This is a genomic window from Streptomyces alkaliphilus, assembly GCF_014141535.1.
Lineage (GTDB): Bacteria > Actinomycetota > Actinomycetes > Streptomycetales > Streptomycetaceae > Streptomyces > Streptomyces alkaliphilus.
On sequence record NZ_VKHT01000023.1, the window covers coordinates 1 to 16,700 of the forward strand.

At 66.7% G+C, this 16,700-nt stretch carries 16 protein-coding genes; 5 read left to right on the top strand and 11 right to left on the bottom strand.

Annotated features, from left to right (window positions below; genetic code table 11):
- Positions 1–58 precede the first annotated feature (58 nt).
- The 3 genes from FNQ90_RS01685 to FNQ90_RS01695 all read right to left on the bottom strand — a co-directional run bounded on the left by FNQ90_RS01685 (position 59) and on the right by FNQ90_RS01695 (position 2,593).
- Positions 59–451 (bottom strand): type II toxin-antitoxin system death-on-curing family toxin, encoded by a 393-nt coding sequence (locus FNQ90_RS01685; RefSeq protein ID WP_182604606.1) that lies wholly within the window; start codon positions 449–451, stop codon positions 59–61.
- Complete coding sequence (locus tag FNQ90_RS01690) at positions 448–642, bottom strand: ribbon-helix-helix protein, CopG family (protein WP_180329038.1); 195 nt, start codon at positions 640–642, stop codon at positions 448–450. The genes FNQ90_RS01685 and FNQ90_RS01690 overlap by 4 nt, the downstream gene beginning before the upstream one ends.
- 1,186 nt (positions 643–1,828) lie before the next feature.
- Positions 1,829–2,593 (bottom strand): IS5 family transposase, encoded by a 765-nt coding sequence (locus FNQ90_RS01695; RefSeq protein ID WP_182604607.1) that lies wholly within the window; start codon positions 2,591–2,593, stop codon positions 1,829–1,831.
- Positions 2,594–2,658: 65 nt separating this feature from the next.
- On the opposite strand from FNQ90_RS01695, the gene istB reads away from it, so the two are divergent.
- Positions 2,659–3,216 carry an IS21-like element helper ATPase IstB gene (gene istB, locus FNQ90_RS01700; RefSeq protein ID WP_323379728.1) on the top strand — a complete coding sequence of 186 codons (558 nt, stop codon included), beginning with the start codon at positions 2,659–2,661 and terminating at the stop codon, positions 3,214–3,216.
- A gap of 388 nt (positions 3,217–3,604) precedes the next feature.
- Here istB and FNQ90_RS01705 read toward each other — a convergent pair whose 3' ends face one another.
- Positions 3,605–4,036: an ACT domain-containing protein gene (locus tag FNQ90_RS01705; RefSeq protein ID WP_182604608.1), complete on the bottom strand. Its 432-nt coding sequence runs from the start codon at positions 4,034–4,036 to the stop codon at positions 3,605–3,607.
- Between the two features lie 632 nt (positions 4,037–4,668).
- On the opposite strand from FNQ90_RS01705, the gene FNQ90_RS01710 reads away from it, so the two are divergent.
- The 3 genes from FNQ90_RS01710 to FNQ90_RS01720 all read left to right on the top strand — a co-directional run bounded on the left by FNQ90_RS01710 (position 4,669) and on the right by FNQ90_RS01720 (position 8,779).
- A complete protein-coding gene (locus tag FNQ90_RS01710) occupies positions 4,669–6,288 on the top strand; it encodes an FAD-dependent oxidoreductase (protein WP_182604609.1) in 1,620 nt (539 codons plus the stop codon).
- Positions 6,289–6,566: 278 nt separating this feature from the next.
- Positions 6,567–7,409, top strand: coding sequence for a methyltransferase domain-containing protein (locus FNQ90_RS01715; RefSeq protein ID WP_182604610.1), 843 nt, complete (start codon positions 6,567–6,569; stop codon positions 7,407–7,409).
- A gap of 398 nt (positions 7,410–7,807) precedes the next feature.
- Entirely contained in the window at positions 7,808–8,779 is a 972-nt protein-coding gene (locus FNQ90_RS01720) for an SDR family oxidoreductase (RefSeq protein WP_182604611.1), read from the top strand.
- Here the strand turns inward: FNQ90_RS01720 and FNQ90_RS01725 are convergent.
- Complete coding sequence (locus FNQ90_RS01725; RefSeq protein ID WP_182604612.1) at positions 8,770–9,783, bottom strand: helix-turn-helix transcriptional regulator; 1,014 nt, start codon at positions 9,781–9,783, stop codon at positions 8,770–8,772. The genes FNQ90_RS01720 and FNQ90_RS01725 overlap by 10 nt on opposite strands.
- A 140-nt stretch (positions 9,784–9,923) precedes the next feature.
- Here FNQ90_RS01725 and FNQ90_RS01730 point away from each other — a divergent pair, with 140 nt between their 5' ends.
- Positions 9,924–10,061, top strand: coding sequence for a hypothetical protein (locus FNQ90_RS01730; protein ID WP_182604613.1), 138 nt, complete (start codon positions 9,924–9,926; stop codon positions 10,059–10,061).
- 310 nt (positions 10,062–10,371) lie between these two features.
- On the opposite strand, the gene FNQ90_RS01735 is transcribed toward FNQ90_RS01730, so the two are convergent.
- The 6 genes from FNQ90_RS01735 to FNQ90_RS01760 form a co-directional block, all read right to left on the bottom strand.
- Positions 10,372–11,970, bottom strand: a complete 1,599-nt coding sequence (locus FNQ90_RS01735; RefSeq protein WP_182604614.1) for an MFS transporter — start codon at positions 11,968–11,970, stop codon at positions 10,372–10,374.
- Between the two features lie 171 nt (positions 11,971–12,141).
- Positions 12,142–13,176: a methyltransferase gene (locus FNQ90_RS01740; RefSeq protein WP_182604615.1), complete on the bottom strand. Its 1,035-nt coding sequence runs from the start codon at positions 13,174–13,176 to the stop codon at positions 12,142–12,144.
- Between the two features lie 130 nt (positions 13,177–13,306).
- Positions 13,307–14,371 carry an acetylserotonin O-methyltransferase gene (locus tag FNQ90_RS01745; RefSeq protein ID WP_228470790.1) on the bottom strand — a complete coding sequence of 355 codons (1,065 nt, stop codon included), beginning with the start codon at positions 14,369–14,371 and terminating at the stop codon, positions 13,307–13,309.
- Positions 14,372–14,405: 34 nt separating this feature from the next.
- Entirely contained in the window at positions 14,406–15,332 is a 927-nt protein-coding gene (locus FNQ90_RS01750) for a hypothetical protein (RefSeq protein ID WP_182604616.1), read from the bottom strand.
- A 297-nt stretch (positions 15,333–15,629) separates the two neighbouring features.
- Positions 15,630–16,343 (bottom strand): GPR1/FUN34/YaaH family transporter, encoded by a 714-nt coding sequence (locus FNQ90_RS01755; protein ID WP_182604617.1) that lies wholly within the window; start codon positions 16,341–16,343, stop codon positions 15,630–15,632.
- A gap of 68 nt (positions 16,344–16,411) precedes the next feature.
- Positions 16,412–16,700 (bottom strand): phosphopantetheine-binding protein (locus FNQ90_RS01760; protein WP_194432143.1); only part of this gene is annotated, 289 nt, incomplete at its 5' end.

The window sequence follows — 16,700 nt, forward strand, 5'->3', positions numbered from 1 at the left end:
GTCGGGGGGTTGTGGGAACGCCGCTCGTGGCACGGGGACGGGCGGCGGTCGTCGTGCTTCAGGAAGCGGGGAACCAGACCGAGAGGCGCTTGGCGATGACCGGGACATCGATGGTGTCCTGCGCGACATCCTCGACGAACGGTCCGGCGATGGAGGCGGGCGGCGGAGCGATACCGGCGCCGACGCCGTTGAGCCGCAGGAAGACGCGCATGGCGAGCCAGGCGGTGCGCTTGTTGCCATCGATCAGCGCGTGATTTCGGGCAACGGAGTGCAACAGGGCCGCCGCCTTGTCGTACAACCCGGGATACAGCTCGGCCCCGAACACGTTGGTTCGGGGCCGTTCGATCGCCGACACCAAAAGCCCCATGTCCCGCACACTGTGCTCGGTACCGTTGACCGCGCGGGCGATGGCCAGGATCTCGTCGATCTGGAGGTGACGCACTCCGGTCACTTCAGGTAGTCCAGGATCTCCGCATCGCTGTCCATCAGCTCGGCCAGGACGTCATCGACCTTCAACTCGGCCCGATTCTGGGCGTCCCGGATGGCCTCGATGGCGAGCTCCTGCTTGCTGCGGCCCTCGCGACGAGCACGCTCGGTGAGCTTCGCGTCGAGGTCCTCGGGGAGTCGGAGTGTCATCGCCATACCACGATGATACCTGACTGGTATCTGATCGGCGAGGTGATGCCCGTGCCACCTCGGGCAACGTTCGCCCTGCCAGGACGCCGCGCCGGGTTCGCCGCCCCGGGCGGCGCCGGACAGCCGAAATGATCACGTGGCCGACCGGGTGCGGGTCCGGGAGATCGATGACGATGAGGGCAGCCACGTGTGGCGGATAATCCGCAGGGGCACCGGGCCGGTGGCGACCCGGCGGTATGCCCGGACGATTCCGCCGCCGGGCCGCGACGCGGGCGGAAGCGAACCACGACGATGTCACGAGCCGGGCCCCAGGGCACAGCCGCACCCGATGGCAGGCGACCGGGGCGCCGGCGCGACGGGGACTCCTTTCCACACATGTCATGCGTCGGGTGGAGAGGCCGCCGCCCACACGCGTTACGGATCACGCCGTCCTCCACGGCCGGCCGGAAGTGGATCCGACCGGCCGACCGTGGGAGACGAACCGCGCACGCGAGTGGAAGACCCACCCGGCCACTCCGGCACCCCTCCTACCGGAACGAGCGTCATGTCGATCTGAACCGTGCCGCCTTCTCCGCCTCTCCGTGGTGAGCCACCGGAGAGGATCGGACATGTATGCAAAAAGATTGACGCCGCGATTCGGAGCCGGAGTGTGCGTCCGGTGACCCGGCGCCGCTCGGAGTACTCCACCGCGCGGGATGCCCATCTCCGGATCACCGAGTCGCTCGATGTCCCGCGCGAGTCCGTGCGGCGCCGGGAGCCCGGCACGAGATCGACACGGGCGCCCCGGGCGGGCACACCAACTCCCCCCGGGACACGCTCCACGACTCTCCCTTCGGCACCGAAGCCCTCACGGACAGTCCCGTTGAACACCCGTTCCGCCAACGTCCACCCCGCCGAACTGCCGGCGGGAGCTCGGTCGGGTTCGCTTCACATTCCCGCAAAGCCGGCCCGCGGGAAGCACGCCCCCTCACCCGGTACGACCCGCACGATCAGCCAACTGACACCCCGTCGGAACGAGCGTCATATGAGCGTCAGGATCCAGAGCCGTGCCCTCGTGCCGCTCTCGACACAAAGGCCATTTCGTCTCGAAACCGCAGGTCAGGCCACTTCCACCGGCGAAGGGGGCACTCAAGGCGGTGGAAGACCGGAAACACCTCGAAAGAGTTCCCGAACCAGTGAGCCTTTGCCATCCTCACTCTGAGCTGGCCAGATGCAGGGTGAGGACGGCTTGGATGAGGCCGGTGGTGCGGGTGGTCGAGCAGCGGAGCTTGCGGAGGAGTCGCCAGGACTTGAGGGTGGCGACGGCCTGCTCGACGAGGGCTCGGATCTTCGCGTGGGACCGGTTCACCGCTTGCTGGCCTGCGGAGAGGGTTTCCCACCGTCCCCGGTACGGGGTGCGGACCGTGCCGCCGGCACCTCGGTAGCCCTTATCGGCCCAGCACGCGATGCCGACCTCGGTGAGGGCGTCGACGATGCCGTGCTCGCGAGCCGCGCGGACGTCGTGGACAGCGCCGGGCAGGGCTGGTGAGGCCCACAGCAGGCGGCCGAAGGGATCGGCGAGGACCTGCACATTCATCCCGTGTTTCTTGTGTTTGCCGGAGTAGAGGGGCCGGTCGGCGGCGATCCGGTCGATCGGCAGCAGCGTCCCGTCGATCAGGACGTAGGCCTTCCTCGAAGCGGTCCGTACTGCCTCGTCGAGGGTCGGTGCGAGTGCGGCCAGCAGCTCGACGGCCTCGTTGATGTACCGATAGACGGTACTCGTGCCGACCTCGAAACCTGCTGCGAGCTGGGCGTACGTGGTCCCGTTACGCAGATGTGCCAACACCGGCAGCGCCTGACGGCCGACGGGGAGCCGGCGCCAGCGGCTTCCGATCCGACGACGGTGTTCGCGCAGACGAGCAGCGAGGAAGGTCAGGGACCGACTGGACACGTGCAGCCCGCACGGGTGGACAAGCACGTGAAGCCTCTGGTGGGTATCGGGCGATCTTGGTCGTGAACCCGTCTACCAGGGGCTTCACTCACGTGTCGAGCCAACTGCCCAGCCCCAGAGTCCAGGTTGGCAAAGGCTCACTGTCACATCTGGGCACGTTGGACTTCATCGCCGCGAAGGAGAACACCGTATTCCTGGGACCTCCGGGAACAGGGAAGACACACCTGACGATCGGCCTGGCCGTCCGTGCCTGCCAAGCCGGCCACCGCGTCGCGTTCGCCACCGCCACCGAATGGGTCGACCGCTTGGCCGCAGCCCATCACGCCGGACACCTCCAGGCCGAGCTCACCAAACTCAGCCGCTACCCGCTGATCGTGATCGACGAGGTCGGGTACATCCCCTTCGAAGCCGAGGCCGCGAACCTGTTCTTCCAGCTCATATCGAACAGATACGAACGAGCGAGCGTGATCGTCACAAGCAACAAACCCTTCGAACGCTGGGGCGAGGTCTTCGGTGACGAAACCGTGGCCGCCGCCATGATCGACCGCCTCGTCCACCACGCCGAGGTCCATTCCCTCAAAGGCGACTCCTACCGCATGCGCGGACGCCAACTCGGACGTGTCCCCACCGCCACACACGACACAGACTGAACACCAACAACCAGACCCGGTGGGTCAAAGTTCGACCGCCCAAACTGGGTCAGGATTCAGCCGCCGCCGACACGCCCCTGTCCCTTCCGAAGCACCTCATCCTCGCGCACCGTCCTCCACCGTGTGCCAGGACCGGGCGACTCACCCCTCGAATTGTCGCCAACCCCGTTTTTTCGAGTGCTCGAAGAATTCCGAGCGTCTCCGTCCACTCCGGTGAAAATGTCGCCCCATTGCCTGGAACACCCCGTGGACTTGACGCGTCGGTGCTTCACCCCCCTTGCCTCTCCCTCGGGGGTCGAGGTTACGTCCCGGGCGCATCCCCCTGGAAGCGGGCGCAGAGGTCCGGGCCGAGCTCGGTAAGTCCGCCTCCAGCGAAACGGCGGTGCCACTACGCGTGGTCCTCACTGTGCGGCCGAGGTACCCCAGAGGACCGGCGTGCGAGGTCCTCCAACAGAGCCACCGCCGCATGAGCCCTCTCATACGGGATGAACAAATGATCATGATGAAACCCTGCCACGATATTGCAACTCAGTCCGGCGTCCGCCAACTCCCCGGCCACGACCGCGGTCAATCCCACTGCATCCAAGGAGGAATGCACACGAAGCACGATCCAGCCGGCCACGTAGTCGTACCTCAGCCCCGCCGCCTCGGCCTCCCCCACGGGCACCACCAACGTGATCCCTTCGGGTTCGGTGACGGTGACAATCGGGGTGACACCTGGAGGAACGGCGTCTTCCACGGTGGTGAATACATAACGGCCAGAATTCAACATCGGCCGCATATCGGTCAGTAGTTTCTGCAAGTCGGTCTCACCGGTCACGAAGCACACTCTACGCACCACAGCGACCGGCACCCCCTCCCCGAAAGATTGCGCGGCCCCGGTCACACGCTCCGTGCCGCCGCCGTCCGCTGACCCGTCCGGGATTCCGTCCTGGGCTCGTCCCGTCCGACGACTTACCCGCGGAATGCGACCGAACGGGGGAGGCGTGTTCTCGGAATGCGGAGCGGAACATGGTAGCGGGGAGCCGTCCCCCTGTGATGGTGCTCCAGCGGAGCCACGGGGCGCCGAACGGGAAGGTGGTGCGCGAGCGCGGCCCCCTTCGCCATCGAGGAGTTCGAAAATTCCGACCATCGGGGTTACACCCCTCACCACCTCATCGGGCAAACCATCGGCAGCGGTGCGGGCACGGGCGCCAACTCATCTCACCGACCGATAACACATCGGCTCCGCCCGGGCCTCCCCCATCTCACCCCGGCAATCCGCTATCACACGCGTCTCACCTGCCTCAGGACACACCTCCGGCTCAATCCGAAAACTTTCACACTTTCTTGATCCAAGTTCGACATCATGACGTAGGCTTCCGTTCGTTCGGTGCCAGGTCCCGTCGACGGAACGCCAGGATCGAACCGTTCCGCGTTTCCTTCTGCTGTCATGAGCAAGGAGTTGTACATATGTCCGGATTGAGCCGCCGAGGATTACTCACCAGTGCCGCGTTCGCCGGGGCCGGACTGGTAGCGGCGGATGTCGTCGCCGGCACCCGGCCGGCGGTCGCGGCGGGAGCGGGAGCGACGGGGGGAGCGTGCGCACCGGCGTTCGACTCCATCACCGTGCAGCCCGGGGACACGCGGTACGACAGTTTCCTGCGCGCGCACAACACCCGATTCACCGGCAGACCGGATCAGGTGACCATCGCGACCTCTCCGGATCACGTGGCCGAGGCGCTCGGCCGGGCCGTGGCGGCCGACCGGCGGGTCGCGGTCCGCTCCGGAGGGCACTGCCTGGAGGACTTCACGGCGTCTTCCGAGGTCAAGGAACTCATTGACCTCTCACAGATGGCGGATGTCCACTTCGATGAGTCGCGGAACGCCTTCTCGGTGGGGCCGGGTTCGATCGTGGCCCCGACGCAGCACACCCTCTTCAAGGGGTGGGGCGTGCACATACCCTCCGCCGGCTGTTCCGAGGTGGGTCTCGGCGGACACATCCTCGGCGGCGGCTACAACTTCTACTCCCGCATCCACGGAGTCGCCATAGATTACCTCCATGCCGTCGAGGTAGTCGTGGTGGACGCCGACGGCCAACCTCGCACCATCGTGGCGACACGCAAGGCCAACGACCCGAACCGGGACCTGTGGTGGGCTCACACGGGCGGTGGCGGCGGCAACTTCGGCGTGGTCACTCGGTACTGGCTGCGTACACCGAGCACGAAATCAGCCGTCCCCGAAAAACTTCTGCCCCGTGCCGGGAACCAGCGGGTCAGAGTGGTGCAGTGGTCCTGGGAATCCCTGTCACGACAGGCGTTCACCACACTCGTCCGTAATTTCTGCCGATGGTTCGAACTGAACAGCGCCCCGGGGGCGAAGGGTGTCCAGGTCTGGGCCTCGCTCTCCGCGTCCCACCAGTCGGCCGGCGTGATCGGCCTGATGGCCGGTGTAGAGGACACGGTCCCGGGTGGTGAGGCCATGCTTGACGCGATGTTCGCGGATGTCACCGCGGGCGCCCACCTCAAGGTCGCGTCGGACACGAAGTACAACCTGCCGTGGCTGGACCGGGAGAACTGGTTCTGGGGACCACCCGGACGTCAGAAGGACAAGACCTCGGACCTGCGGAAGAGTTACACCGAGGAGCAGATAGCCACGATCTATCGGTACCTTACCGACGACTCCATCAACAATCCGGGCGCGCAGGTGAACCTGGCCGCCATCGGCGGAAAGATCAACACCGTACGCCAGGACGCGACCGCCTACGCGCATCGGGACACGATCCTGCGCGCCTACTTCACACCCGGCGTATGGAGAAGTCAGGACCAGGACGCCGCCCACGTGACGTGGGTGCGTAAGCTCTACCGGGATGTGTACAGGAGGACCGGGGGCGTTCCGGTGCCCGACTCCATCAACGGCGGTGCGTACATCAACTATCCGGATGTCGACCTCGCCGATCCGGAGTGGAACACTTCCGGCACACCGTGGCACGCGTTGTATTACCGAAAGAACTACGCACGGTTGCAGCAGGTCAAGAAGGCTTACGATCCGCGCAACGTGTTCCGACACGCGCTGTCGATCCGGCCTGCCTGACCCGGTATCGACACGGGGCGCCTCCTCGGCCGGCACAGGTCGTGGCCGGTGGGCGCCCCGTTGCCATTCCCACGGACCCGGGAGTGCGGAGCGCGTCACTCGGCCGCCGCGAGACCCACGCGGGTCCCGGGGTCGTTCTCGCACAGGAGCGGTGTTCCGAGCGCCCGGGAGAAATCTCTCGGGTCAGTTCTCCCCGGCCGGCCGTCACGACCTCCTCGGAGGTTCGCCCGGTCCCACGCCCGGGATCAGGATTCAGCAGAGATGGTAGGGAAACCACAATGGCAGCGACCCCATCCGGCGTCGGGAAGATCGCTGATTTCTACGAGGGCCTGGGGCGGGTTCTCAACGCGGTCTGGGGCGAGAACCTGCACTACGGCTACTGGGAGGATGAGGCCGACGACAGCACCGTCGAGGTCGCCACGGCCCGGCTGACCGATTTGCTCATCACCCTGCTCGCCCCCGCCACCGGGGCGGCGATCCTCGACATCGGTTGTGGTGTGGGGAAACCCGCGCTCCAGCTCGTCGCGGCCAGGGACGTGCGCGTCACCGGCATCGCCATCAGCGATGTGGAGATCGAACAGGCCACCACACGCGCCGTGGAGGCCGGTCGATCGGACGTGACCGCCTTCCGGAACGCCGACGTGATGGCACTGCCGTTCGCGGACGGGTCGTTCGACGGCGCGTGGGCCATCGAGTCGATGCTCCATGTACCGGATCGCGGCCGGGCGCTCGCCGAGACGGCCAGGGTGTTGCGTCCCGGCGGGCGGCTGGTGATCGCCGATACCGTCGAGATCCAGCCGGTGGGCCCCGAGGGCCGCGAAATTCTCGACGAGATTTGCGCCACTTACCACGTGAGTTCGTTCGCCGACGCTGCCGAGTACTCCGAACTGTTGGTCGCCAATGGCTTCATCGATGTCGAAATCCGTGACATCAGCGACAAGGTGATGCGAACGGGTGTGATCATGGCCGAGGCGGTTCGGGCCCGACGCGACGAACTGGCCCGAATCAACGGTGCGGAACCGGTGGACCAGTACATTGACCTCATGCGCCGTGCGGCGGCCAGCCCGGACAACGGATACCTCGTGATGCGCGCGACACTGGACCCGGCCCGCAGTTCCTGACCCCGGGCTCGCGGTGCCCGACACTCCCTCGGGAGCACGGTGCCCGGCGGGCCCGGCCGCGGCATCGCCGGCACCTCGGCGGCGGGTGGTCCCAGCCCCGCCCGCGTTTCATCCGAGTGTGTCGGTGCGACGACCGCTGAGGTTGTCGCACCGGCCCGATGACGGGGGCAGCGGACTCTCCGTGCCCGGGCACGGCACCGCCGGAGCCGAGACGTGTGCGGGCACCGCCCGGACGGCCTCGAGCCCGAATGGAGGAGACCGCCGAACCCGCGCCCGTTGGAGGACCCCGGTACGGCTGCTCCGAATGCCGCGACGCGGCGCGACCCATCGGCGGAGCATGTGGAACCCCCGGAAAAGAGTGACGCTCCCTGTCACTTTTGGCATGGATGATGAATGACATGAGCAAGGAGACCTCCCCCCAGAACGTCGCCCGGAACACTTCCGGGGAAGCCCGGCTCGCGAATCGGATCGCGCTCGTCGCCGGGGCCACCCGCGGTGCGGGGCGCGCCCTCGCCGTTGAGCTCGGCCGTGCCGGTGCCACCGTTTACGTCACCGGCCGCACCACCCGCGAACGCGCCAGCGAAGTGGGCCGAACCACCGAGACCATCGAGGAAACCGCCGAACTCGTCACCGCCGCCGGCGGCACGGGCATCGCCGTCCCCACCGATCATCTGGAGGAGGAGCAGGTACGCGCCCTCGTGCAGCGGATCGAACTCGACCGGGGGCGGCTCGATATCCTGGTCAACGACCTCTGGGGCGGCGAGCACCTCCTCACGACCTCGGTCTTCGGCAAGAAGAGTTGGGAGACCCCGCTCGCCGACGGCCTGCGCATCCTGGATCTCGGAGCCCGCTCACACGTGATCACCGCGGCACTCGCACTGCCGCTCCTGATTCGCTCGGACGCCCCGCTGCACGTGGAGGTCACCGACGGCACCGCCGTCTCCAACCGCCGCTACCGCGAGAACATGTACTACGACCTCGCCAAGAACGCCCCGATCCGGCTGGCCTTCGGACTGGGCCAGGAACTGGCGGAGTACGGGGGCACGGCGGTCGCCGTCTCACCGGGCTTCATGCGCTCGGAGCAGATGCTCGCCCACTTCGGCGTGACCGAGGAGAACTGGCGCGACGCCATCGCCAAGGAGCCCGCCTTCGCGATCGCTGAATCCCCCTCCTACCTCGCCCGAACGGTCACAGCCGTGGCGGCCGACCCGAACCGGGCCGAGCGGTGGAACGGCAAGTCCACCTCCAGCGGGGAACTCGCGAAGGTCTACGGGGTGCGGGACGTGGACGGCAGCCAGCCGAACGCCTGGGCCTACTTCGAGGACGTCATCCACAACGGGAAGGAAGCCTCCGTGGAGGACTATCGCTGAGTCTCCGGCTCCGCCCCGTACAGAGTGGCCAGGGCCAGTGCGCGCTCGCGGAAGCGAGCGCGCAGGTCCGCCGGAGCCAGCACCTCCACATCCGCTCCCAACCTGCTGAGCTGATCGAAAGCGACATCCTGCGACTCCATCGGTAGATCGAGTGTCACCAGTCCGGTCGTGTCCGGTCTGCTCGCGCCGCTCAGCGCCTCCTCGACACCGGCCTCGTCCACCACCGCGGGCAGGCGGCGCAGCCCCTGTTCGGTCAGACGGACGGTGACGATCATATGCAGCAGTCTCCGGGCAAACCCGGCCGCGTGGGTCTCCCAGTGCGCGGCCAGGTCGAAAGCCGTGTCGCGCACGAACGGCTCCTCCGCGCCGGGAACAAGCGCCGTGACCCGGTCGGCCCGATAGGTGCGCCACGCTCCCCCCTTCGGCAGCCGACCCACCAGGTACCAGACGCCCGCCTTCAGGACCAGTCCGTACGGTTCCACCGTTCGGGACACGCTGGAGGGCCGTGCGCCGTCGCGGCCGGGCCGCGTATAGATCAACTCGACGGTGCGGTCGGACCATACGGCACGTGCCAGCTCCGGCAGCACTCGGGGCGTGGACGGTTCACGGAACCAAGCCGGCGCGTCGAGATGGAACCGGCGCACCGACGACTCCGCTGCCGCCCGCACCGACGGAAGCAGGCCAGCCGTCAGCTTCAGGCGGGCAGTGTCCGCCGTGTCGGACCACCCCAGATCCCGCAGCACCGTGGGCAGCCCGGAGAGGAACAGCGTCTCCGCCTCAGTGGTGTGCAGCGCGGTGAGTCGGGACCGGTATCCCGGCGCCAGATGGTAGCCACCCACTCTCCCCTGCTCCGATCTCACGGGAATGCCGGCCTCTTGTAATGCCTGGACATCACGGATCACCGTGCGCTTGGAAACGTCCAGCTCACGCGCGAGAACGGCGGCGGTCAGGCCGGGGTTCACCTGGATGAGGAGAGCCATACGGATGAGACGGGCGGCGCGCATGGCCCAATGATCGTCGACCGGATACCCCGGTGTCGGCCCCGACCGGCTTCCGGACGATGTCCGCGCTCGCGGCCCGTCCCGATTTCACCCCGGGTGTCGGGACAGCTGGACGCCGGAAGCCCGTCGGAGAACAACCACGGGTGGACGAGCCGTCCGGCTTTCTGAGCAGGCTTCTCCTGGTCCGCGCAGTCGTGCCGATGCGCTCCTCGCGACGCGATCTCGCGAGCGGAAAGGCCGGCGTCCCCGGTGAGGCGTGGCCGGGGGACGCACCGGCGTGAGTGTGGTAACCCGCGTGCTGTGTCGAACCGGGCGGGGCAGGTGGGGCATGGGTTGTGTGGAGAAGCGTGCCGAAGCGGTGGCCCTGTCGCTTTCGGGGAGTGATCCCGAAGGAGACGGGCGAGGGGCGGTTCCAACCCCTGTCCGTCCGACCGTCCCCGGGCGTGGCTCGTGGGTGGGACGCGATACCGGCGGCTTGTCGTCGGTCGGGGCGGGGCCGGAGAACCGGGTGACGGGCGGCAGCCGACACGCGCGCCACGACCTCACCGGACCTCGCCCACTGAGGGCCCACTGCTCGGGAAATGCGATCCGCTACGCGTCGGTCGCTCCCTCCACGAACTGTTTCCCGCTTCCTGGTGCCCCAGTGCCCTCCGGCGTCGGGGCACCGGCCGGGAATCGACGGAGAAAGGCCATGACCATGACGACGACCAGGACGGTGACGACCGTACAGATGAGGCTCACCGTCACCAGGCCGTTCGTGAAGGCCTCACGCGCGCCGGCCAGAGCGACGGAACCGAGGTCCTCCGGCATGCGTGAAACCTCGTCCACCGCGGAGCCGATGGTGTCACCGATGGCGGAAGCGGACTCCTCCGAAACCCCCTCCGGGAGAGCCTCGGTGGCCCGGGACCGGTAGAAGGCGGTGCCGATGCTGCCCAAAACGGCTATGCCCATGCCGAGGCCAACCTCGTGGCAGGTCTCCGAAATGGCGGAGACCCCGCCCGCCTTCTCCGGCGGCGCCGAGGAGATCATCATGTCCGTACCGAGGGCGATGGTCGGGGCAACTCCGAAGTTCAACAGGCCCAACGCGACCATGACCGTGATGAGCCCGCTGTCGACATCGACCCGTGTCAGCGCCGCGAAGCCGATGACGGCGATCGTCAGTCCGACCACCATCACCGAGGCCGAGCGCATCCAGCGCAGTGCCAGCGGTGCGAGCAGGGCCCCGGTCACCCCGCCGATACTGCCCGGCAGCGAACAGAGCCCGGCTTTCAAGGGGGAGAGCCCCACGACCATCTGAAGGTACTGCGCGACGAAGAACTGCGCGCCCGACATGACGAAGAGCGCGAGGCCCATCGTCGCCAACGAGACGGAGAAACTCCTAGCGCGGAAAAGCCCGAGGTCGACCAGAGGATGGGCGATCCCCCGCTGGCGCAGGACGAAGGTCACGCCCAGGGCGAGGCCACCGACGAGCAGCAGGGCGGGCAGCACGGCGAACCCATCACCGGCAAGCTTCTTGAGACCGTAGACGCTGATCAGCAGCGAGGTGAGCAGCAGAATCATGCTGGCGAAGTCGATTTTCCCCGGGTTGGGATCCCGGTACTCGGGCAACAGAAGCGGACCCAGTAGGAGCAGCAGGACCATCGCCGGGACCGCCAGCAGGAAGACCGAGCCCCACCAGAAGTATTCGAGCATCAGACCGCCGACAAGCGGGCCCATGGCTCCGCCCACCAGGAAGCAGGCGATCCAAATACTCAGCGCGAGAGACCTCTGCCGATCATCGAGGAACATGTTCCGGATCAACGACATCGACGAGGGCATCAGAGTCGCCCCGGCGATACCGAGCAGCGCACGGCTGACGATCAGCATCTCGGTGTTGATGGAAAAGGCCGTCAGGAGCGACGCCACCCCGAAACCCGCCGCTCCGATCAGCAGCAGACGACGACGTCCGATTCTGTCCCCCAGCGTGCCCGCGATGATCAGCAGGCCGGCGATCAGGAAACTGTATATATCGACAATCCACAGCAGTTGCAGGCCGCTCGGGCCCAGGTCGGCGCTCAGATGGGGAACGGCCAGGTGCAGAACTGTGACGTCGAGAGTGATGAGCAGCGCGGGTAAGGAAAGGACGCCGAGAGCTGTCCATTCCCGCTTCCCGGCACGTGCCCGGGGCTGAGCGATGGAGTCAGGGATCATGGCGGAAAGCCCAATGAGTTACGAGCGGGGGAAGAGTCCACTCTGCCGGTCAGAGTACTTTCGGTCTCCTCACGGTATCGACCCGGGCCGATACCGGCCCCCACCGAAGGCCGGCGGGAAGGCGGCCCACCGGATCGGGGAGCCGGGGCTGGGGGAGCGTCGGTGAAACCGTCAGGAGATGTGTGCGCGTGCCGTGATGACGGCCATGCCGCTCGGCAGCACGGAGATGTCCTCGGCGTCAAGGCCCGCGCGGGAGAGCAGCGCCACGAATTCGTCCGTCGTCCGCTCGCGACCACCCGCGGCTCCGAAGAGGGAGAGCATGTAAAGGTCCATCAGGGCCGGCAGGTGACGGGAACCCTCGCCCCCACCCGGGGCACGCGATGTACCCGCGGGGGCCGTCGGGGAGGTCATTGCGAGATCAATGACCATCAGTCGGCCCGAATCCGGCATGGCGGAGGCACACGTCCGTAGAATTTTCACCGCGTCCTCATCACCCCAGTCGTGCAGAACATGACTGAGGATGTACAAATCCGCTCCTGGTGAGACCTCGATGAAAAAATCACCGGCCAGGGCTGTGCAACGATGAGTGAGCTCCTCCTCGGCGACGCGCTTCTCCGCCAGAGAAACGGTGCCGGACAGATCCAGGATGACGCCGCTGCTACCGGGCGTGCGGTGCAACAGTTCGCACATTAGGTGGCCGTTGCCACCTCCGACATCCACGATGCTCTGATAACGGTCGAAGGTGACGAACTCGAAGATTTCGTCCAGTTCCAGGCGGAGTCCGGCTTCCTGTGAAAGGTCGAAGTCCGTGCGTCGTTCGGGCTGCCGTTCCAGGTGGTCGAAAAGGCTGCTCCCGTGCAGGTGTCGGAACGCCGAATCACCCGTCCGCAGAGTGTGATCGAACTCCGCCCAGGTCGCTCCGACCTCATTCGCCAGGAGCATCGCGGTGGGATGCGCTGTTCCGGGTGTGTCCGGTAGGAGAGTGCTCCCGAGCGAGGTGAGTGAAAAGGCGCCATCGGCCTCTTCGACGACATCGAACGAGGCGAGAGCACGCAGCAGTCGGTGGAGGGCCACGGTGTGGGCGCCCACCTCCCGGGCGACCTCCGCGACCCGCCTACCACCCCCGCTCAGGGCCTCGGGCACACCGAGTCGTACGGCGGCGCACAGCACCTTCGATACAAGCTGCCCGTAAAGCAGCATACGCATCCGTGCGGCGTCTTCCCGGCTTGTACGGTCGATCAATGACCTCGCCCCCTTGGGTGGTGAGTGGACGTCCACCGTGCCGCCGGTGTCGTGATGGGCGGCACGGTGGTTTCGGCCGTCGGCCGGGTTCGTGCTACTTGGTCGCGACGATGACGCCGTGGGGTGTCCAACCGGGGAAGGGGATGCGCTCGGTGCTGCGGAAGCCCGCCGCGCGCAGGCACTCCTCGTGCTGCCCCCATGAATAGATCATGCCGCCCTCGGCAGGCAGGGAGGCGAAATAAACGCTGTCCAGGGCGGCGACGATCGGGCCGTCACCCTCGTCGTCGGACATGGAGTTGAAGATCACCAGCCGCCCGCCCTCCGGCAACGCCTCATACGCACGCCTGAGCAGCGCGGTGTTCTCCTCCGGCGTCCAGATGACGAGTTGATGGGCGAACATCACCACATCGCAACCGGTTGGCAGCGGATCCCTGAACATGTCTCCGGTGACGACCGAAATCTGTTCGCCGAGGCCGGCCTGCGCGATCTTCTTCTCGGCGATGGATGCGGAGGCGGGAATCTCGAACACGGTGATCCGCAGATCCGGGTTGGCCCTGGCCAACGCGATCGCGTTGACCGCGTCGCCACCACCGCAGTCCAGAAGGTGTTCGCACCCGACAAGATCCAGTTTCTCCGCCAGATGCCTGTTGGCCAATTCGGACCACGAGCACATGTACCGGTAGAAAACCTGCTCCAAGTGAGGGTTCTCGGACAGTCGGTGGTACAGGTCACGCCCCGAACCGCGCACCCGTCGCAAGCCGACGTTGCGGTTCTCACGCAACGAGTCGGTGAAGTCGAGCTGTCCCTCGTACACGATGTACTGCTCGAAGGCGACCGTGTCCTTGAAGCGCTGCCAGTCGCCCTGATCCATGAGGCTCTCTATGACCTCGGCGAGCCGGTACCGACCGTCCCGCTTGATGGTGATGCCCAGCGACGTGCAACCGAGGAGCAGGATGTCGACGGCCCGCTCCTGCAATTCGAGCGCATCACGGATCTCCTCCCTGGTCAGTCCCTCTTTCTTGCCCAGCAGCTCGGGGAGACCCAATTCGCAGGCCGCGTTGAGGTACTGGAAGGCCGCGTGCCCGAAGAGAATTCGGGAAAGCCCGTCCATGTCCAGGTTGGTGGTGCCGTCCTGCGGAATCGGTGCGGTGGCGTTCATGAGTGCTCTGCCTTTCTCATGTGGTCGAGACCGGTCACTGATCGAGTGCGCCCGAATCGGAACGCTCACGGGTTGCGGCGGGCCCGGGGCCGGAAGCCGGCTCGGGAAGTGCGCCCGCCCGGAGGCGGTGGAACTGTTCGATGACGCCGACAGCGGGACGATGCGAGCGAACAGTGGCGAGGAGACTGGGTGATTGGCCGCCCACGAAGTGCTGACAGACACCCTTGTGGGCGTCGTACGTGGCGTCCAAAGCCGCACGGAACTCCTCGAGCAGTGCCGGACGGGTCCCGGCCAGCCAGGCCCAGGACGCCCGGGAGGCGCCCAGCGCGGTCACCAGGGCTTCGTGGTCCCGCCAGCGCAGTCCGCTCATCTGCGGAGGAGCCACCGGAGGCATCAACGTCGGACGAATCTCGTTCCGGTACTGCTGCCTGTCGGCCTCCCCCGCGAACCGCAGGGCGGCGCGGCAGGCCCACATCAACCGGCTCGCCACGGCGGCCGCGGGGGCTGCGAGTTCCGTGTCCTTCTCATCCGCCGCTGCTCTCATGCTGTTCAAAGCGAGTGCGCAGCCCTGTGAGAGAACCATGAAGACGTGGTGTCCACGTACCCAGCGCCGCAGCCCGTCGAACGGCTCGGGCTCATCGGTCCGTCCGGGGGGCCCGGGAACGGGGAACGGCTCCGGGACCCGCGAGGGGGTGGCCAGCCAGCACAGCAGGGCATCGAAACCGGCGATGAGGTCCCGCCATGCGGAGGTCTCCAGGTCGGTACCACCCCTCTCGATGAGTTCAACAATGCCGGTCTCGGCACGCAGAGCCGCGGCGACGAGGAGAGCCAGCGGTTCACCGACATGTCGTTCGATACCGAACGCCAGATCGTTGTCCCGGTTGGGCGGAGACTCCCGCGGATCCTCACCGACGGGGGCGCTGGGAACCCGCCCGAACTCGGCGCGGGCAGTGGTGAGCAAGCCGGACAGACTTGTACGGTTCGACGGATCGGACAGATGGGCTGCCAGCCGGGGCAGCCCTGCCGGTTTGGCATCCGGGAGGGCCGGTACCGCCACGGGTAGGTCTTCCGGACACCCGAGGGGGAACGGGACCGTGGCAACACGGTGCAGGTGGTCGGTCATCGTCTCTCCTGCTCGTTTCGTCGGAAGGGCAACGGCACCCACCGGTCGTGGCGCGAACCCCCGCCCCTCGGGCGAGCCGGCGGGTTTCGGCCCCGGGCCCGCCCAGGCCGGCCGGGCGACCCGGCCCCGTACGCCTCAGCGGGATTTGACCAGGGGCTTACCCAGGGGGAGACGCCTGCCTCCGGTCGCGCTGTGCATGACGCTGGCAAAGACGTACATGCCGATCACGATGAACAGGAACATCGTCGTGATGCCCACATAGATGAGCCAGGGATCACCGGGCGCCGTGGGGTTGTGGATGCTCTGGTCGATGGCCTGCTCGATCGACCCGTAGAGGGAGAGCAGGGTGAGGGACACCACGATGAAGAGGAAGGTGAAAGCCCGGGGAAGCCGGAGCGTCGTAAGGGTGAGAAGGAGGATCACGACGCACCAGACGAGGACGAAGTTCGATGTGGCCTGGCGTTGCTGAATGTTCTCGAACTCCCCCATCCAGTTGTTGTTCAGGCTCACGCTCAGTACCGAGAAACTCAGCCAGAAGGTACCGAACAGCCCGTATACCGCGGCGAAAACCCCGTCCCCCAGACGCATGGACCAGACTGCGGCCATCAAAAGGAGGATGGCGCTGCTGAACACCATGATGGGTATCTGGGCCACCAGCGAGTTGGCGGGGATACTGACGTCCTTCAGGTAGAAGGCGAGGGAAATGGAGCCGATCAGGAAGCCGGAGAATCCCAACAGCGCCGGCTGATGGGCGAGGCCGCCATCGGGGGACTCTCTCCGGGATCCACCGGCAGGAACCGATTTCTCCGGGTCCGGGGAGACACCGGACGCAACTTTCGCCTGACTCATCTTACTGTTTCCTTTCCTGTGAGAGTAAAACAGAAGTGGAGGCTCGAGGGCCTCGCTCTTGAGCTGATTCAGCGGCCTATACGGCCGCGAACCCGCTGCACACGCGGAATGGCCTCCGAGGATGCCCAGGAATCCGACGCGGGGAGGTGTTGGGCGAGGTCGGCGAGGACGGGATGCTCGAAGACCAGCCGGAGCGGCACCCGGGTGCCGATACGCGCCGCGATTCTGCCGGTGAGGCGGGTGGCGAGGAGGGAATGACCACCGAGAGCGAAGAAATCATCCCCGGCACCGACACCGGTAACCCCCAACAACTCCTCCCAGATCTCCGCCAGCAACCGCTCCGCCACGGTCTCCGGA